Annotated in this window: 7 protein-coding genes and 1 pseudogene; 6 read left to right on the plus strand and 2 right to left on the minus strand. The window is 40.3% G+C overall.

All coding sequences use genetic code 11. The annotated features are described in order from the left end of the window. Positions 1 to 7 precede the first annotated feature (7 nt). Positions 8 to 4,312, plus strand: coding sequence for a discoidin domain-containing protein (locus tag ATH1_RS20070; protein ID WP_010419190.1), 4,305 nt, complete (start codon positions 8 to 10; stop codon positions 4,310 to 4,312). A gap of 1,287 nt (positions 4,313 to 5,599) precedes the next feature. Here the strand turns inward: ATH1_RS20070 and ATH1_RS0106540 are convergent. Further along, complete coding sequence (locus ATH1_RS0106540) at positions 5,600 to 7,735, minus strand: T9SS type A sorting domain-containing protein (protein ID WP_010419191.1); 2,136 nt, start codon at positions 7,733 to 7,735, stop codon at positions 5,600 to 5,602. 261 nt (positions 7,736 to 7,996) lie between these two features. Then, on the minus strand, positions 7,997 to 9,532 hold the full coding sequence (locus tag ATH1_RS20075) for a glycosyl hydrolase (RefSeq protein ID WP_010419194.1): 1,536 nt from the start codon (positions 9,530 to 9,532) through the stop codon (positions 7,997 to 7,999). An 884-nt stretch (positions 9,533 to 10,416) separates the two neighbouring features. Here ATH1_RS20075 and ATH1_RS0106550 point away from each other — a divergent pair. The 5 genes and pseudogenes from ATH1_RS0106550 to ATH1_RS22170 all read left to right on the plus strand — a co-directional run bounded on the left by ATH1_RS0106550 (position 10,417) and on the right by ATH1_RS22170 (position 21,222). Beyond that, positions 10,417 to 13,593 (plus strand): two-component regulator propeller domain-containing protein, encoded by a 3,177-nt coding sequence (locus ATH1_RS0106550; protein ID WP_010419198.1) that lies wholly within the window; start codon positions 10,417 to 10,419, stop codon positions 13,591 to 13,593. A 158-nt stretch (positions 13,594 to 13,751) separates the two neighbouring features. Further along, positions 13,752 to 14,966 carry a cation:proton antiporter gene (locus tag ATH1_RS0106555; RefSeq protein ID WP_029163992.1) on the plus strand — a complete coding sequence of 405 codons (1,215 nt, stop codon included), beginning with the start codon at positions 13,752 to 13,754 and terminating at the stop codon, positions 14,964 to 14,966. Between the two features lie 484 nt (positions 14,967 to 15,450). Then, positions 15,451 to 16,194 carry a superoxide dismutase gene (locus ATH1_RS0106560; protein ID WP_010419203.1) on the plus strand — a complete coding sequence of 248 codons (744 nt, stop codon included), beginning with the start codon at positions 15,451 to 15,453 and terminating at the stop codon, positions 16,192 to 16,194. Positions 16,195 to 16,662: 468 nt separating this feature from the next. Further along, entirely contained in the window at positions 16,663 to 16,914 is a 252-nt protein-coding gene (locus ATH1_RS0106565; RefSeq protein WP_010419205.1) for a hypothetical protein, read from the plus strand. Positions 16,915 to 17,241: 327 nt separating this feature from the next. Next, positions 17,242 to 21,222, plus strand: a pseudogene (locus ATH1_RS22170) (CusA/CzcA family heavy metal efflux RND transporter). The last annotated feature ends 147 nt before the right edge of the window (positions 21,223 to 21,369 follow it).

The following is a 21,369-nucleotide window of genomic DNA, read 5'->3' on the forward strand; positions in this document are numbered from 1 at the left end:
TATACTGATGAAAAATATGGATATTCTTAAATGGATAGTTTTGTTTATTTTTCTGTCAATTATTCCTGAAGGAATAGCACAGAAATATACAGGCTTAACAGCAGTCTCTTCAGACGGACAAGAACCTACTCAGATATTTGACGGAAACACCACCGGAACGATGTGGCAGGATTCGGAGAATATCGATGATGCCTGGTTAATTGTGGATATGGGCAGTGTAAAGGAAGTTGATGCTTTCAAAATATATTGGGAAAATGCCAATGCACTGGATTACAACATTTCTTTTTCCGAAGATGGTGAAAACTATTTTGGAACAATTGAATATAGAGAACTGCCATTTGGAAATCGTGTTGATGTGGAAACAGACCTTAATTTAAGCTGCCGATACATCAAAATGCAGGGAGTTACCAGACAGATGGGGTATGGGTATGCCATCTATGAATTTGAGGTATATCCACCATTTACCCCGGAATTAACTTCCTTGAGGATAGTGCCTGAAGAAGAAAGTGTTGGTGTAAATGAAGTGGTGAATTTTGATGTGATAGGACTTGATCAAATGGATAGGCCTATTGCATTATCGCAAGCCACTACCTGGACTGTTCAACCTGCAAATGGCAGTTCTGTCACATCAGCCGGAAGTTTTTCTTCCTCCGAACCGGGTTTTTATGTTGTAACAGCTGTTAACTCCGGTTTATCTGTCGAAGCCGGGGTTGAGGTTCTACCGGCTGAACCTGTTATTTCATCAGGGAAGACGGTGACTTGTTCTTCGGGAGATGGCAGTCTGGTTGTGGATGACAATTCCGGAAGTCGATGGATTGCTGAAACAGTTAATGAAGAATGGCTTGTCATAGATTTAGGGGGAACTTATATCATTTCGGATATTTTTATTCTTTGGGAAACGGCAAATGCCAAAGATTATCTGATAGAAGTTTCAGAGGATAACAATCAATGGGCACCAGTTGCCGAAAAGACGGGGATGGCTGCAGGCGAGAGAACAGATCGTTTAACCGGTATAGATATGGAAGGACGATACGTTCGATTGACAACACTTGCTGCCAATACTCAGTGGCCATATTCGATTTATGAATTTAAGGTGTTCGGGACTCAGGGAAACGGTAATGACAATGAGGCACCATCAGCACCAGGGGCTTTATCAGCAGCTCCGGCTACCTATGCAGTTTTTCTGTCATGGGGTGCAGCAACCGACAATAATGCCATAGATCATTATGTGGTTTTTAAAAATGGAAACCATGAGGCTATAGTTGATGGTAATAGTACATCGTTTACAGTTAGTGGATTAAATCCGGATACTGAATATCAGTTTAGTGTTCGGGCTTATGATGTTGCGGGAAATGAGTCCCCGGAGACTTCCGTGGTGACAAGGACAAACCCTGTAGAGAGCAATGATACGCCCATTTATGGTATTGGCAATATTGCCCTGGGCATGCCCACGGAACACTCCTCTGTAAATGTAGAAGGCGTCAACGGATCTTCTAATGCCGTGGATGGAGACCTGACATCTCGCTGGGAGAGTGGATTTAGCGATGATGAATGGATGTCGGTTGATCTTGGTTTAAATCATTTTATTGATCGGGTTATTATTCACTGGGAAACGGCCTCCGCGAAAAAATACGAAATTCAGGTTTCTATGGATAATGTAAACTGGGAGACTGTCTATGTTTTTAATCCTCAGGATGAATTGCCGGTTGAACCCCGAACGGATGATCTCTCGTTTTCACCTGTGGTAGCCAAACATGTCCGAATGAAAGGTGTGGAACGAAACACCCAATGGTCCTATTCAATTTTTGAATTTGAAATTTATAGCCCGGGGAGCGGAGTCGATGATATTCCTGATCCTAATCCCAATCCCAATCCGCCACCGGTACCTCCGGGTCCTGCCTCTTTTGAAGTATTGACTCCTGCAAAAGGTGTTGTTGTGTGGGACAGTCGCCGTCCTACACTGACTTGGGAAAATGTTAGTAGTGCTGAAACATACGAAATTTGGGTAAATATTACCAAAGATCATTATGACTGGTATCAAATGGGAAGTTTGCTCGACAGATTTACCAAAATAGGGGAAGTGTCGGAGTCCAACTTTACAGTTTCGACAGATTTGCCGGACAGATGGACCTATAAATGGTATATTGTGGCCAATACTCCTTCCGGGAAACAATATTCTGATTTAGGGAATTTCAGTGTTTATCTTCCTGAAGTAACCAGTGTTAACGATGGTGTAAGCATTATTGATGGTTGCAGAGATCTGAATAAAAACGGACAGGTTGATCCATATGAAGACTGGCATTTGCCAGTAAGTGAGAGGGTTAATGATTTGATGTCGCGAATGACTATTGAAGAAAAAGCATATCAAATGTTTTACAATGCACAAAAATACCCTTTATCGGGATGGGCATTTGGTCCGGGCACCGTTGAAGATATGCTGGAAAAACAAAAAGCGGCAGCGCAAACCCGTTTGGGAATTCCTTTTGTTTCAGCCGGAGATAATATCCATGGTTATGCCACCACGTTTCCCACTCAAAGTACTTTGGCAGCATCCCGCAATCTGGAACTGGCTTTTCAATGTGCCAATATGCAAAGAACAGAACAAGTAGCGGTGGGTGCAAGAGGTGTTTTAGGACCGCTTGCAGAAGTTGGCACAAAGGTCTTATATCCTCGTATTCAGGAAGGTTGTGGAGAAGATGCTGATTTTGCGGCGGCTATGGTACGTGCATTAATTTGTGGCTATCAGGCAGGTCCTGAAATTAATCCGAATTCGGTAATGGTTACAACCAAACACTGGCCTGGTCAGGGAGCAGGCGGTGAGGCGTTGGTGGTTTATGATGCAATAACAGCCAAGTATCACCTGAAACCCTGGTTTGCCCATATGGATGCGGGAGGGGCTACGGTAATGCCGGGATATGCCGGAAGTTCCTATTTGGATCCTGGAGGGCCCGGAGCGGGAGACAGTAAAAAGATTATAGATTACCTGAGAGAAACTGTGGGTTTTCAAGGACCTGTATGTACCGATTGGTTGCCTTGGGGAGCATGGATTGATGCGGCTAATGCCGGATCAGATATAATGGGAGGAGCAGACCCTGGTGCAGATGGTTTTAGTATGAACAATTTTATCGCGGGTGTTCCTGAAGAAAGAATCAACGAAGCTGTTGAACGGATTTTGAATGTGAAGTTTAGACTTGGTGTATTTGAAAATCCCTATGGAGATCCTGTTAACGGGAAGAATACCTGGTTCACGGAAAGCAATCAGGCGCTGGCTGTTGATGCAGCACGTCAATCAATGACTTTATTGAAAAATAATGGTATTCTGCCTCTCAATCCCTCAGCAGGAACTAATATTCTTGTAACCGGTGCAAGAGCTGATGATGGCGATAGTTATCGCATCTGGACCAGTTATTTTCATGATGAATATGGTGCTCAAACGATGTATGAAGCCATTAAAGAGCGGGGAGATAACAATGGATTTAATGTATATCTGAATGATGCTGTTAATCCTTCTGTAGCTATTGCCATTGTGGGTGAACCTACTTATACGCACGGCACCATGTATGATAATGAGAAGCCCTATATTCATGATGCCTATTATGCCATTTCCAACTCCTATGAATATGATCTGTCAACGCTGAATGATTTAAAAAGCCGCGGTATTCCTATGGTTGTTGTAGTTATTATGCCTCGTCCTTATGTGTTGCAGGATGTTTTAGATATGGCGGATGCGGTGCTGATTGCGTATCGCCCGGGTGATGGTGGAGGCCCTGCATTGGCACAGGTTCTTTTCGGAGATTATCCGCCAACCGGGCGTCTTCCTTGGCAATTGCCCAGAAACATGGAACAAATAGGAACGGATGATTTAGTAAATCAACAGGAAAAGTGGGATCTGCCTTTCGATTTGGGCGCTACTGCCGCAGAACGTCAGGTTATCAGAAATAAAATTGCTCTGGGTGAGCCTTTGCTGCCGGAATATGGGAATCCATTGTTCCAGTATGGATTTGGAATTCAGGGGTATAACGGAGATGACACACCAACGGGAAATTTTGAAGACCATGAAAGTAAGATTGCCTCATTAATGTTAATTCCAAATCCCGCTGAAAATTACGTGGAGATTCAATTTCCGGAACAAGTAGATGGTTTGGCCAATGTTACCATTTTTACGCTTAAAGGTGTATCTGTTTATGATGCATCAAAAATTATCACTAATGGTCGGACCCAAGTGCAATTGTCTTCCTTAGATACAGGGATTTACCTGGTTAGAATGCAGCTGGATGGTAAATTTTACTCGCAAATACTAATGAAGAAATGATAAGTGCAGTGTGATAATACTTGTTGAGAAGGTATTTTCTATAAGTTGTAACAAAAATAAGAAGCAGTGAATAATTCCTTAGAATCATTCACTGCTTTTTTAGCATCCTTTATGCATACACTATTGTTATGATAAGTTCAAATATCAATAAATACAAGTAACCGCTATCAAATTCGAAGCATGAAAAAGTAAACTGTTTTCAATTTAAAAATGATGTGAACACTTTATTATTATTTGCTGATAAAAAGATTTTTGAGGATGTTGAAATATTGGCTATCCATTTTGCCGACAAAATTATCAATGAAACGAGCATGGCAAAGTTTTACCACAATCAGAATATGTATAAGTTCTTGCATGCGAGTTCCATCCGACCTTAAAAATAAATTTTATACGGATGAAAAATTATTTGCCTCTGGTACTTGAAAAGAGAGATAATTTCTAAAGAAATTCGCAGTAATATCCAGTAAGTTGATTTAGAAACCATAGAACAAGTTGACGGCACGGAGATTGGAGGTGAATGGCTTGTGAAACAAGTGTTTGACAAATTAGGAAATGAGATCAATGCAACCCTCAATATTAGCGTGAACAACAATGAGAATAAAAAAATCTATATTAAATTATGCACCAGACCAACAAATGACCAAAAGCAAATTTTCGACAGCCATAATTTTAAATACCGCCCACATGTTAGAAAAAAATAGTTCTCCAATTGAAAATCGTAACACGTTTTATTTGATATGTTTATGTTTGTGTTTCTGTATTTCAAGTTGGGTTAAGGAATTTGCCTGTTTAAAAACGGGTTGTTAATTTACGACAAGTTTTGATGCTATTTATGGCAAATTTCCTGTCATAACTGGTAGTGGCAGAAATATTTTCATATAGGAGTGATTTTGGCAAAAAAGTGACTTGATTACAAACTTTAAATTAAGGGTGAGTCCGGTCTAAAAAGCATCTTTATTGCCAAACTCGTTGTAGTTTTAATTTTTTGCATCGTCATTAACAGCAAGTTAACTCCGATACAAAAAATTAAAATGCCTTGATTTTGACAAAAATATGCTTTTATATTGCACTCAATTATAAAAAATTAGTCAGGACTAATAACATTTACAATTTTTCTGATAGACTTACAAATATCCCTTTATATATTTCAGACGAGAAAGGTCTAAAAAGAAAGACTTCTAAACAGTTACGTACCATGTAAGTTGAGCCCAAACATTTCATCTCTTAGGCGTTAAAATGATTTTCTTTCATTTTAACACACTTTCTTTTTAGACAGCCTCATGAAAATTATTTTCTGACAACTTTAAAAGTTTCACTTAGTCCATCGCCTGACAGGGTAACAAAGTAGATTCCTACATCCAAATGGCGCAAGTCCAGATTCAGAATCGATTCATTGGTGTTAATCTTCTTTGAGGATTGCACCTGACCAGCCATGTTGCTGACGGTTACTTTCTTGAAACCATTGTCATTAAATTTAATAAAAAGGTAATCTGAAACAGGGTTTGGATAAATACTGACAGTGGAGGACATATTGGAATTATTGATGTTAGTAATCTGTGTGGGGCGTTCCCAAGGAATGGGATCATTTGTGCCCTGATAATCAATAATAAAAAATCTGGAGCCCGCACCATTTACATAGTAAGTACTTGGCACTTCTCCGTTAATGACCGAAACGAATCCGCCCATATCATCGGGGGAGATACCTACATTACAGGCATGATGAATTTTAACCCCTTTTGAATCTGGTACTTCTATGGAGTTGTCAATCGCGATTTTTTCTCCCCCTGTATTAATCAGCACATCATAAATTCCCAGCATGCTTGCCTCATGGTAATTTACATGATCTGCTACTTTATATGCAGCATATCCACGCACAGTTCCATTGTGACTCATATAGTCGTTCTGATCTACAGGATCGTAAGGCGTTTCATTTTGATAAAAATAGAGTCTTCCTTTTTCTCCGTTCCAGAGGGTACCGTACTCCTGAAAGTGTTCATTAAATACCCCATATAGGGTAACATAATGTCCATTAACTACCAATCCGTTTCTGGCGGTGTTTTTGAACCATCCAACCCCTTTTCCGTGGTCAGCTCTCCAAATCCAGAAATGATCACCAATTATGTCTGAGGAGTTTATCTCAAGGGCGATATCGACATTTACATTTTCTTCACGAAATCCTCCTACACGAAAAAATAAATCTGCAAGCAGGGTGGGGTTATCGGAGTGGTCCATTGTAGAATTTTGTTTACCTACCTGTACCAGTGTTCTTGAACTATAATGTGCATCAAAAAGAAGACTGGCAATAGTAACTCCATCCACATCATCGACAAGAATGGCTGTATTGGAATTAACAGAAGAAGGTATAAGGGTTGCATAGCCTGTTCCTAAAATAATGGTGTTAGGATGCGTAACATGAAGTGGTTCGGATATTTCGTAAATACCCGGGGTGATAAACAGATGTTTTCCTGCAGCAAGTTGTTCGTTCATGGTTGAAGCAGGTGTCCCGGGTTTTACAATATAAAAATCGTTCAGCAAATCTATGGTCTCTCCGGGTCCCATATCAGAAAACGTCCATGATGTGCCCTTCGATTCTTTGCGCAGAGCTGGTTTAAAAACTTTATATCTTCCATCATCTCCAATATAGAGAAATGGCTTTTCACGTATAATAGGTGTTTTATCTACACGGCTCACATTGTTCCATAGTCCACCCGAGACACTCCAGTTGTCACTATGATTGGCCATATTAACATTGGGGCCGAATTCTACACCCTGGTAGGCAAGGTTCCAGCCCCCTATGCTATAATCTTCAGATCCTTTTTCAACATAAGTGTTGCGAAAATACCACTGCTGCTGAGACCATGACCCTGCACGATCGTGGAAATAGCAATCTCCGGTAAAACCACCACTGCACCAACCGTCATACCACCACTGATAATGGGCTCGTCGCTCGGAGTTAATCCTTCTGAGCGGAGCCGCTTGGGAAACAGCCCATTGAAACCACGTATTCATGTCACCATCGGAAACTCCGGCTACGGTTAGATTTTCTGCTGAACGCCAAAATGTGCAGGTGGCATTGTTATTAGGAAGTGGGGCAGGAGTGTAAATATTTGAAACTCTGATATCGGTGGGCAGTTTTCCCAAACCTCCAATGTGAGTATAATAAGCTATGTTAAGCGTTCCTGATCCCGTGTAATTGCCCGGTTTAAAATAAAATGCATATCGTTTGGTGCTGAATTCATCGTGAAACATTTCGTCATGAATGTTATTGATGATTTCATTTATTGCTGCCATATCATCATCAGGGCTGAAAATAAACATGTTCGGCCCAAAAAGTTCTTCATTTTTGTATTCCTGGGCAGTTGTGATTGACATGTTGTTAATCCCTGTTAGTACTATAAGAATTAATAAAAAGATTTTTTTCATAGGAAAGATTTTTTTTGCTTTGTTATTTTAACTTCCTGACGTATAATTACCTACTAAAAATAAGTTAAATCTCAATGAAACGAGCATAACAAAAATTGTCACATAAGAACATGTATAAAGCTTAATCATTCAAGTTCCAACAAGCCAATAACTTAGTCTAATTATTTACTGATAAATTCTCATTAACAATAAGTTAACTCCGGTACTAAATTTTAAAACGTCTGGATTTTGACAAAAATATGCTTTTTATACTGCACTCAATTATTTGATTATAAGCTTCTTAATGGCTTGTTCGTTTTGAGACCCGGTTATTTTCATTATGTATTGGCCTGAAGATAATTGTCCCACAAATACACTTCCATTGGTGTCCTGAGAGATTTCTAATTCCCCGGTTAAATTATAAATCTGAACATGTTTTATCTGGAAAGGTGAAAAAATGAAAACCCTGTCATTGGCCGGATTTGGCGCAATATTTGTAACTTTATTAAATCTTGATTTTTCGTTGATGCCGGTTGCAGAGGTTGATTCAACAGGAGTTGCATTGTTTGCGTCTTCTATGACAAGTGTCAATTCTCCGGTTGCAACTCCTTCGTTATCAACTGTAAATTCAAGATTTCTGCCTACATGGATGTTCTGAAGGGAGTTTTCGGTGCGGGCTTCGTCTATCCATATACCCGGATTCCAGTTGTAAGTTAAGCCTTTTGTTGGTATGAAAGTATATGACCATATCCATTCTTCCTCGTTCTTTTCAAGATTTCCGCCTTCAACTCCGCTATACATTCCTATCCAATTACCCTCCATGGTACCTGGAGGCATATTGTTAAGGCCTACCCAGGTAGTAGTATTTCCCAGCCAGGTATAAACGGATTGGTCAGGCCAGACAGCACTGTTGGTTACTTCGCCTTTGGTTTTATCTATTACTCGAATGGTAATATAATCAGATTGAGGAATTGTGTATTGGTCTGTGTATATGAGTCCTAGTGTTGTAAGCTCTCCAGGGGTTGTTCCCAATAAGCTGTTGTATGGAATTCCTGTAGATTTTGCTGTAAACCAGGCATAGCGATAAACATCAGGATCATTATCCAGTAATTCCAGGGCTTCTATCATAAAATTCTGTTGATATTCAGGAGTTACAGTCGTTTCTATGCCGTCCCACGCGCAAAATTCTGTCAGCCATATTGGCTTGCCATATTTTTTCCATTCATTGAGATACCACCTAAGGGCATCAACATTATTCATATAACTATGGACATTTACATAATCGAAATGACAACCACCCAATGCATCACATTCTTCCAAAAATTCATCCATCCATTGAAATGGATCATAATAAGGAGCATCTGGGGAATAGTTAAGAGCCGGTCCTACTATTTTTAAGTTATAATCTTCCGCAATAGCCTCTATTTTATGCCATTCCGCAGCTGCCTGTGCCGGCGTTAAATTGGCCTGAGCTTTAAAATTAGGTTCATTAAAGCCCATGATGTATTTAACATCAGGGTGTTCATTAAGGTATTGACGTAAACCGGCTTCGTCAAAGTTTGCATTCCATGCTTGTGGAACGAATTCCATTCCATAATCCTGATATACATTGATGATGTTGTCGGTGGCATCCGGTCGGTACCACCAGTTATACCACCATGTTGTTCCTGCCGATAAGGCTTCCATGTCTGCCTGAGTATGATTTCCAAAACCATACCCTCTCTTGAAATTCCGATTATCCACTTGTCCGAATGTGAAAGAGTTCACAATCAATGACACCAGAATGATAGAAGTGGTTGTTAGATTTGTTTTGGTCATGAGATGTGTTTTTATGTTAATTTCATTAAAACAAATGTATTAACGAAAATCGTTTTTATTAAAATATTAGAAATAGAAATAAATACGCATTGGTACTGCATTTTTACGTCAACTAATATATATCCTCTTTCTTTAGTGAGTTTCTTGTATTTAGTGTTGGTTTATAAAGTCGGCATAGGTTGTAGCAAATTACGTGTCTGTTCAGAAAGTGCCAGTTGCAAGGCTTGCGAGGTCGTCCAAAGCGGCGTTTACTTTTTATCCGTATAAAATTTATTTATTAAGGGCGGATAAAACTTGCATACAATGACTTATACATATTCTTTTGTGTTAAACCTTGCCATGCTCGTTTCGTAAATGAGCGTTTTGGAAGCAAGCGTCGTAATACAGCAAATGTTGCTTTATGGACAGAAACCATTTATGTGTTGGTGTGTTGGTGAATTAGGTCTTTTTTAATTTTGGGAGAAAGTTCAGTATTCATGTCTGGTGTTTCGATTTTTACAACTATTTTTGTTTTTTTAATTTTTAAATTTGGATTTGTTTTTACAAAACTCCCGGTAAACCACAGATGATCTTATCATTATGACCAATCCTTCCGATGAGGAGTAAGCTTTTTGGATTTTTTTGATAAAATGTAGCTTAAACTTCAATAAGGTAAAGTTTTTGTTATGAGAACGTTGTGATTGATGTTGTTAATGATAAAAAATTCATTATCAGTTTTTTGCGCGTGTTTAACGGAGTGTTGTATGAGAGGAGTCACTATTTTCTTTTGAAAATTTGTATAGTTGCTTGTTTGGCTGATTATTGGCAACCATAACAGAAAATTTGTGAAATAAAATTCTGCAGGAATAATAATGCAGGTCAGTAAACGAAGTTCAAAAAAGTCTATGAAGCAGGCTGAAAAAAATATTATAACTGTTAATGCAGTATTTTTTGTTTTTGCATTTTTCATTTCTCAATTTTTATCGGCTGAGATTCACGAATTAAAATTTGAAAGGCTGAATATGGAAGATGGTCTTAACCACAATTCCGTGAATTGTTTTCTACATTCTAGTAATGGATTTCTCTGGATAGGTACCTTTGAAGGTATTAATGTTTTTGATGGTTATAAAATGGAGTCATTCCAGGCAGATCCGATGGATGACACATCTCTTAGTAATAATTTTGTAGAGTGTATGTTGGAAGATTCGTACGGAAATATATGGGTAGGTACACAAAATGGGCTTAATTTATTTGTTCCTGAAAAACAAGAATTTATTAAATATTATCCGGATTCTCATGATTCAACGTCTATCTGTCATAATGTAATCAAAACGTTATACCAGGATTCAGAAGGATTTTTGTGGATTGGTACTTATGGCGGCGGATTGTCCCGATATGATTATGATGACGATACTTTTACCAACTATACAGAAATAAATTCAAATTTGCCCTGTAACTTTATCAATACCATTTTTGAAGACAGAGATGGCGTTTTGTGGTTGGGCACTTGGCAGCATGGAGTGGTTTGTTTCTCTAAAGAGGAAGGAATTTTTGAGAATTTTATGATAGACGCCGGTTCTGATGATGCAGCTGAAGTAAACACAATAAATGCTATAATAGAAAAACGTCGAAATGTTTTATGGCTGGGCACTTGGGGGCATGGTATAATGGAGTTTAACATCCAAAATCATCAGGTTAGGGATATTTCATGTCATTCAGGTTCCGCTTCCTGCATACAGGATGCAATTATAAAAACAATTTTACCGATCAGTAGTAATGAAGTTCTGGCCGGATCGTTTGGTAATGGTTTATTCCAGATTATAACTGCCGAAAGTATTTCTTCATATAGGGTGAATGCTGATTTATCGGAAGGTTCCGCTAACAGTCATAATAAACTTTCTCAATCCTCCTTTTCGGATGGCTCTGACGAAATATCCGTGTATGAAATAGAGCAATACAATTATCAAATATGGAACGATAATTCCATTAGTAATAATTGGATTTGGTCGATATATCAGGACAATTCAGGCTTGTGTTGGGTTGCTACATGGGGAGATGGTATTAATAAAATAGACTTTTACAAAAACAGGTTTAAAACATTTTATCCGTCACCGGTGGATAATAACAATTTTTTTCATTATCAGATTTCAGCAGCTATAGAAATTACTCCGGGGGTACTGTTAATAGGAACTGTGGATGGTGGATTTTATCAATTTTTTAGAGACGAAAAAGTTTTTATCAATTTGGATGAAAGTGGAATCATTGAAAGAGCCAAAGGAATTACCACATTTGAAAGGGGAGAAGATAGTTGTATTTGGGTAGGAACCAGAGAAGGGCTGTTTCAATACAATCCGAAAAGAAGAGAATTAATGGAATATAAATATGATAATGTTGGCGAGCAATTATCCGGAGGAGAGGTTTCTGCCATACATTCGGATCGCTTAGGACATGTTTGGGTAGGTTTCAGAGGGAAAGGAATTGATAAGTTAATACCGATTAAGGAGAATCCGGAGAGGTATATTAAACACAGCTACCGCGAAAACCCATCTGATACCACCCGTTTGCCGTCCAATACCATAACAGCGATTTATTGTGATAATTATGATAATATTTGGATTGGCACTTTGGCAGGTGGAGTATGTGTTTATGATCGGGCAAACGATAGATTTAAGCAGGTATCTGTTGTTGATAAAAAGGAGGGTATCATCCTGAAAGATGTTCTATCAATATTTGAATCAGAGAAAGGAGAATTATGGCTTGGAACACTTTCTCAAGGCTTATGGCACTTCGATAAAAAAACCTCCGCTGTTGTTAAGTACTCTAAAAAAGAGGGTTTGTCAAATAATGCGGTTCACAGTATTCTGGAAGACAGGGAGCACAATCTTTGGCTTGCGACGGGGTATGGTATTTCTAAATTTAATCCGGAGACAAAGAATTTTATTAATTTTCAGAAAAAAGATGGATTGCATGGGAACAATTTCAATTTTGATATCTATTCAGCGGTCATTAAAATGTCAGATAATTCCATGTTTTTTGGGGGGAAAAACGGGTTTACCATATTTTCCCCCGAAGATATTCGAAGAAGTACTTATATTCCTAAGGTGGTGATAAACGGATTGACGGTGAACGGAAAGGAAGTTGAGGCAGGGGATACAATAAATGGCAGGGTTCTTATTAGTAAACCTCTTTATGCAACAGATAAAATTACGTTAACTTCGCATGAGCATTTAATTACTTTTGAGTTTGCATCACTTCATTTTGCCACCCCGCTTAATAATAGTTATGAATATACGCTGGAGGGTTTCGACGGGCAATGGTTTAAGGTGGACGCCTCGCGTCGGTTTGCTTCCTATACAAACCTTCCTCCCGGAGAGTATATTTTCAGAGTTAAAGCTTCCAACAGTCATGGAATTTGGCATCCCGACAGTCATGCATCTCTTGAAGTTATTGTGTTACCTCCGTTTTGGAAAACTCCGTGGTTTATTATTCTGATAAGTCTTCCGTTTTTTATCCTGGGATATTACATTTATAAATCCAGAACCAGATATGTCATGTTAGAGATGAGTATTCAGGAGAAAGTCATGGAAGCGGAACAAATTATCAGGGAGAAAGAATTGCTGAAACAGGAACAAGAAAAACTTACTAACGAACTCGATCAAAAGAATAAGGCTCTTGTTTCCAGTGCGATGGCGGTTGAGGAAAAAAACCAAAGGCTGAAAAGGGTAAAAAATTATTTGTCGGAAATTACGCCATATGTATCCGATCAGGCCAGAAAAAAACTTGAAAATGTGTATTCATTAATGGAAGAAAACTCTTATCCCATGGAGGATTGGAAATCTTTTGAAACAAGTTTTGATGTATTACACAATGATTTTTTAAGGCGTATAACCGAAACCTTTCCTAAAATAACCCATAAAGATCTTAGGCTGGTTAGTTATATAAGAATGAATTATAGTAATAAGGAGATTGCAGAAATGTTAAACATTTCTCTTAGAAGTGTGGAGTCAAGCAGGTATCGATTAAGAAAGAAAATGAATTTGGCTTCGGATATCAATTTAAATGATTATATAATAAGGTTTTAGTAATAGTGTACCTCCGATTTTTTTAATCTCGTAGTTTGACTGAAATTCAGGAACAAAATTTCTGTAACCCTTGAAAAAAGGGGATAATAAATAAGAAAAAGGAGTGGCTTTTATAGCGCACTCAATCATAAATCTCTCAGAAAAATTATCAGTAACAAATGAGCGTACTATTGATAACCGGTATAATAATTTTTTCCGGATTTTTATTTGGCGAACTGGCAGCCAAAATTTCACTTCCAAAGATATCGGGTTACATTGTGGCGGGAATATTTCTGAACCCGCAGGTTTTGGGAATTGTACCGCACTCTTTTATTGAGACGGGCGAGCCATTGGTTGATATTTCTTTGGCAGTGATTACTTTCCATATTGGCGGTTCATTATCGTTTGATAAAATAAAAAAAGAGGGCCGGAATTATTTTATTATGACTCTTGCAGAGTCTGTCTTTGCTTATCTATCGGTATTCTTTATGTTGTTTGTGGCGGTGGAATATGTTTTTACGATTTTTGACTCTGTTTATCTTTCTCTGGCTTTCAGTATGATATTGGCGTCACTGGCAGCACCAACGGATCCATCGGCAACGCTTGCCGTTATCCGGGAATACAAAGCCAAAGGACCAGTGAGTTCGTCTGTTCTGGGAATAGCTGCTTTTGACGATATTATGGGTATCATTCTGTTTACATTATCTCTGTCATTTGCAAAATTTCTGATGGGTCATACCGATGTTTCGTTCCTTAATTCCATTGAACACCTCTTTTCAGAAATAGTATTGGCCGTCATCGTTGGTATTGTCTTTGGTTCTATACTGAACTTGCTATCACGTATTTTTAAGCGGGAGACAGAAGGTGCCCTGATCGTTCTGATTCTCGGGGTTCTGATATTGTGCTTCGGGACTTCAGCTTATCTGGGTGTTGATGAGTTGCTTTCAACCCTGGCAATGGGCGTAATCGTTGTTAATTTTAATCAACAGAAAGAAGAAATTTTTGGTGTCGTGGAACGGTATACTGAAGAATTGATCTTTGTAATTTTCTTTACACTTTCCGGCTTACATCTGGATATTTCCCTGCTTTCAGGTAATTCGGCATTGGTTATTTTGTATATCATTGCGCGTGCACTGGGGAAATATAGCGGAATATCAGGCTCATCAACCTTTTTGGATATTTCAAAACCTGTGAAAAAATATACAGCTGGCGGTCTGCTTCCCCAAGGCGGAATCGTGATCGGGCTTGCGATCCTTGTTTCCGAAGAACAGGCCTTTCATGAATTTTCTACACTTATCATGACTGTTGTTATAGGGACAGCAATTATTCATGAACTGTTGGGCCCCGTTATTTCAAAATATTCTCTGAAAAGGGCCGGAGAGATTGAAAATTAGGACAATGGATCCGATGGATATTATTTCTGCAGATGATAACGGCTGTCGGTCAGGCAGGTAATACCATGTTCAACTGGAGCACTCTTTTTATTCAACTTCGAAGGATTTTATTGGCAGGCACCGTCCTGGCAATCCTTCGGAAGCTCTTCGGTCTCTGGAGGCATTGATAAGAAATGAATTGCTGGATAACAGAGTATCCGAAATCGGGCAATCGTTCTATGGTGTTTACGATGTATGAGTGCAGTATAAAAAGCATATTTTTGTCAAAATCAAGGCGTTTTAAATTTTTGTACCGGAGTTAACTTGCTGTTAATGAGGATGCAAAATTTAAAACAACAACGAGTTTGGCAACAAAGATGCTTTTTAGACCGGGCTCATGTATTGTTTCAGCAATGGACAGAGACTGTGTAAAACTGCTTTTCCCGACCGAACAATTTGGACAATAACATGTTTCTATAATTTAGAACCAATAAAAAGAATTGATATGGAACGACGTCATTTTCTTTCACTGGCAGGCATGGCTGCTATAGGAGCATGTATGCCCGCAGGTCAAAAACAGGGTGGTAATAAAGGAGTTGCCGCTGCAGCAGTCGCAGGTTCCGTTGAGAAACATAAATTTCCGCAGCTGGGTTATGCTTACAACGCTCTTGAACCCTATATCGATGCTCAGACGATGGAGCTGCATTACGATAAACACCATCGGGGCTATTACGGCAAATTTATGGCCGCCATCAAAGGTACCGATATGGAGACTATACCTATGCATCATATATTTGCCAATATATCTCAGCATAGTGAATCGGTACGTAATAATGGTGGCGGTTACTACAATCACCGTCTGTTTTGGGACAATATGTCACCCGATGGTGGTGATCCTTCAGCCAGGTTATCAGATGCATTGGTAAAGAACTTCGGATCGTTTGACGAATTTAAAAAAGAGTTTGGCAATGCCGCCAAATCACATTTCGGAAGTGGCTGGGCCTGGTTGTACCTGGATGCTGACAAAAACCTGAAGATAACTTCTACCCCCAATCAGGACAATCCATTGATGGATGTTTCGGATGAACGTGGTATTCCGCTGTTGACACTCGACGTGTGGGAACATGCTTATTATCTGAAATATCAGAATAAACGTGGCGATTATGTTGACAATTTCTGGAATGTGGTCAACTGGAAAACCGTAAATAAGCGCTGGGAAATGGCGATTAAAGGAGAATGGAAAGGGTAAAAATTGTTTGTACTTAAAGTGCCGGTTGCAATGCCTGCCCTGATATTATCGGGGGCTTACGTAGCCGTCAATAAAGGAGTCCCGAATGTGCTTTTTGTTGAGGGTATCTGATAAGTAATTCTTTGGAAAAACTGAATTCAATTCTTGCTGCCGAAGGTATTGTTTTTCAAGTAATTACATACAAGTGCACGGAGCACATCACAGATATCCACAATGGACTTTTTAGACAGCGTCTTTTTAAAGCTACTTTCGGGATGAGTAATCTTCGGACGATCGTAGCACAGTAAATGGCACTTTATGGACAGCTCCTAATTAAGTCAGTCGTCGTGAGTTAATAATTTATTTCAGTTTCCTGCAAACTCAAATATTTTGTTTCAACAGGCCGAGGTGGAACTGCGTGCTCTGCTTCTGCCTTTTTTTTATATATTTGCGACCCGGATAACTTCGTAATAGATAAATTTTATACGGATGACCAAGGGGAAAAATATCGCTCTTTTCTTGTTATGGGTGGCCGGTCTGGTCATCTTTTTACATGAAGTCATTCCCCATCATCATCATTTCCATTCGGTTTATTCGAATGTTCCGGTTGCGGGAGATTCTACTTCCTGCGAATATCCCATAGAACACAATGAATCGTTTGATGACGCCCGAAATCATTGCCATGCATTTAACGATATAACCGTTGAACGACAGAGCATTGTTAAGATCAGCCAATCCTGAGAGGTTAATGATTCTTTCCTGCTTTTATTGTATGTTACGCCAGCGGTTGATGATGAATCTGGAAATCGGATTATCCGTGTACTTATCCCGAATGTATCGCCTTTAGATATATTTATTCTTTCTGTTTTCCCTCACCGGGGCCCACCATTGGCATAGTTTCTTTTTCTTGGTAATTACATTTCATATTTTCCCGGCTCATCGGGATAATATTGTTAACAAAAGACTTACCAAAAGACTTTATTCAAAGACTACCAGAGTTCTTGCAAAGAAAGCCGAGCGGTCGCATGCTTGCGAGAATTTATTGCCAAACTTAAAAAAAACCAGTAAATGATTAACAAAATAATCGCCTTTTCAATAAAGAACAAGTTTATTGTGGGGCTGTTTATTTTTGCCTGGATAGGATGGGGTGTGTATGCATTGCTGCATTTGCCGTTGAACACGGTTCCCGACCTGACCAACAATCAGGTAAAAGTAACCACTTATGCCCCCGATCTGGCAACAGAGGAAATAGAAAGGCTCATTACTTATCCGGTGGAACTGGAGATGGGTAACCTTCCGGGGTTGATTGAGATTCGTTCCAAATCTAAATTTGGCTTGTCCGACATCACCCTTGTTTTCGAAGAAAAGATGGGAATGTACAAACCCCGTCAGCTGGTATCTGAAAAACTTAAAAGTGTTTCCGGAAAATTACCTGCAGGTGTTGGTGAGCCGTCGATGGGCCCCTTAACAAGTGGCTTGGGAGGTGCATTTACCTACAATGGCAAAGGTGAAGCTGTAGGTGGCAAAGTGATGATGCTGCGGGGGGAAAACCCTGCCGAAGTGATTGCCAATGTCAGGGAGCGCTTGCCGCGGGTTGAAGAAGCTTTGCCCGAAGGTGTTCAGATTGAGCCTTTTCTGGACCGTTCCTCGCTTATCAAAGATACAACGACCACGGTTGTTGAAAATCTTGTTCTGGGTGCCTTGATTGTCATTTTTGTTCTGGTCTTTCTGATGGGGAATTTTCGTTCGGGACTCATCACAGCTTCTGTTATTCCGCTTTCGTTGCTGTTTGCACTCGGCGTTATGTACACTTTTGATTTGTCGGCGAATCTGATCAGCCTCGGGGCGGTAGACTTTGGAATAATTATCGACGGAGCCGTGATTATTGTGGAGTTTGTAGTGTATCAGATGAGCCTGAGGATTTCGCATTTCAGACAATTAAGTGGGAGACAGATAAAACAAAGAGTTGAAGAAATCACTATTTGGGCTTCCGGGCGTATGATGCGTACTGCCATTTTCGGTCAGCTGATTATTTTGATTGTCTTTATTCCCATCCTGACGCTTACCGGACAGGAAGGCAAGATGTTCCGGCCAATGGCCATCACATTTGGGACAGCCCTCGTGGGGGCCATCATACTTTGTCTGACTTATGTTCCCATGATGGCTTCATGGATTTTAAGACCGGAGAAAACAGACAAGCCCAGGCTGGCAGACAGGGTCATCGGACAAATTCGTAAAAGTTATCGGAAAATGTTACGAGTAGCTCTGCACTATCGTTAGGCTGTTACCGGGGCTGTTATCGTGCTTTTTGTGATTGCCCTGGCAATTTTCACCCGCCTTGGAGCGGTTTTCATCCCCCAACTTGACGAAGGTGATTTTGCCATTCATCCATTGCTGCAACCCGGAACTTCGCTCACGGAAACAGTAAACATCAATACCAAACTGGAAAAGGTGCTGATGGAGAAATTTCCTGATGAAGTGGAACAGGTGGCTACGAAGATCGGTACCGGCGAAATTCCTACCGACCCAATGTCGCTCGAGATGGCCAAAATGATTATAAATCTGTCTCCCAAAGATGAATGGGTGAGGGCCGAAACCAAGGATGAGCTGGAAAAACTGATGAAGGAAGAGATGTCCGCAGCGGTTCCGGGTGTGAATTTCTTTTTTGCACAGCCGGTAGAGATGCTGTTTAACCACTTGCTTACAGGTTCATCGGCCGATGTTTTGCTAAATATATATGGAGAAAATCTTGACACGCTATTTCATTACGGAAATCGAGCACGTGAAATCATTGAAGACATTCCCGGTGCCGGTGATTTGAATGTGCAAAAAGTGATAGGATTGCCCCAGCTGGTTGTGAAATACGATCGTGATAAACTGGCTCAATACGGACTGGATATAGAAACGGTCAACCGTACCATACAGGCAGCCTACTCAGGCGCTGAGGCAGGTATTATTTACGAAGGCGAGCGTCAGTTCTCACAGGTAGTCCGTTTGGATGAGCAGTTCAGAAACGATCCTGAAGCTGTTGGCGATCTATATCTTAAAAGACCTAACGGCAACCAGGTGAAATTGAGTGAGGTGGCAGATATCAGAATGCAGACGGGCCCTGCAGCTATTTCACGCGAAGGTGTGAAGCGGAAGCTCGAAGTGGATGTTAATATCGGGAATCGTGATACCGAATCATTTGTTGAGGAGGTAAAACAAAAGCTTGATTCGGAACTGAATCTGCCCCGGGGATACAGCATTTCTTACGAAGGTGATTTCAAGAGTCTTCAAAGCGCCAAACAACGACTTTCATGGGTAGTACCACTGGTTCTGGCTTTTATCTTCATTCTTCTTTATTTTACGTTTGGTTCGTCACGACAGGCGTTGCTGGTATTTTCGGCAGTTCCCCTGGCAGCCATTGGCGGCGTCTTTTCTTTGTGGATACGCGGAATGCCTTTTAGTATCTCTGCAGGTGTCGGATTCATTGCATTGTTTGGTATAGCTGTGCTTAATGGTGTGGTGTTGATGAGTTTCTTCAATGAACTGAGAGCCGAAGGCGTTAACAATGTCTTTCGACGCGTCTATCATGGCACCGATATGCGGCTTCGTCCGGTTATTCTGACAGCACTAACCGATGCGCTGGGCTTTCTGCCAATGGCCATGTCAACATCATCGGGTGCTGAAGTTCAACGCCCTTTGGCAACGGTTGTTGTCGGTGGATTGATAACTGCAACATTTTTAACGCTGTTTTTATTGCCGATTATTTACACTTTTAAAGCCAGAACTATCAGGATTCCTTTCCTGTCGCAAATGCTGGCCAGGGATAATTCTTCTGAAAAACGTGATATTAGACCGTTTTTCTTTTGCCTGATTGCAGGAATGCTGATTGTGCCATCCTCTCTTCAGGGACAACGCCCGGAGCCACTTTCATTGAATGAAGCCATACAGATGGCTCTGGACAATCATCCGGAGATTAGGACCGGCATTCTGGGGGTTGAGCAGCAACAAAAGGAGAAAGTCGCTGCTTTTGATTTGCCCGATACTAAAGTGGCTTATGAAAACGAAAATGAGGGAAGCGGCCGTCAAAAATGGTCGGTAGAGCAGGAATTTAGCAATCCTGCCGGGTATGTAGCCCGCGGGAAACTGGCCAATCGGAATATTGAACTTTACCGGTCGCGTCTGAACCGCGCGAAAGCACTGGTGATACGTGATGTAAAAGAAGCCTGGAATGATGTTCTTTTTGCCAAAGAGAAGCTTGCTTTGATGCAACAATTGGAATTGTATTTTTCTGAACTCTATGAAGCCGGAGAATTGAGATATGAGACCGGAGATATTTCTTATCTGGAAAAAGTTTCGGCACAATCGAAATACAAAGCAATTGTGCAGGATAAGGAAATGGCTGAGATGGAGCTACAAAACAGCCTGAACCGACTTCAGGAAACTCTGTTTTCTGATACTCCCGTTGCGGTTGAAGATTCGGTGCTGCCAGTTTATCCGTTTCCGTTGGATACCATCGGACAACGGCTGCCCGACGGAAATCCCGATCTCATGGTTTCGAAAGACAAACTGAGTGCATCGGAAGCAGAGAGTAAAGCCATTCGTTCATTGTCATGGCCCGATCCTTTTGTCCGTTTAAGTAAAACAGATGTGAATGGTGGCGATGGATTCAGCGCTTTTGAAGTCGGACTGAAAATTCCCATTGACTTCTGGGGGGAACATGCTAAAAACCGGAGTGCCCGTATCGATGCCGAAATAGCGGGAGAGCAACACCGAATCATTCAAAAAACTTTGGAAACAGAATTTCAAAATCTTTGGAACAAAGTGAACAACTACCATCAGCAGTTGAAATTCTTCCGGGAAAACCGGCTGCAAGAAGCAAGTTTGATCTCAAAAAATGCCACTCTTCAGTATCGTGAAGGGAATATCGATTATCTGCAATATGTTCAGTATTTCGATCAGGCCACAACTATAAGGCTGGATTATCTGAGCCTGGTGAAATCATATAACGAGGCAGTTATTGAATTGCAATATTTAACAGGCAGAGGGTTGGATGGTAGATGAAGAGAAAGATAAAAAGACAATTTTGAGCATCTCAACTACAAAAAGTATAGTATGAAACGAGCATGACAAGGTTTGTCCCAACAGAATATGTATAAGTCCTTGCATGCGAGTTCCATCCGACCTTAATAATTAAATTTTATACGGATG

It is taken from the genome of Anaerophaga thermohalophila DSM 12881 (assembly GCF_000191885.1).
Lineage (GTDB): Bacteria > Bacteroidota > Bacteroidia > Bacteroidales > Marinilabiliaceae > Anaerophaga > Anaerophaga thermohalophila.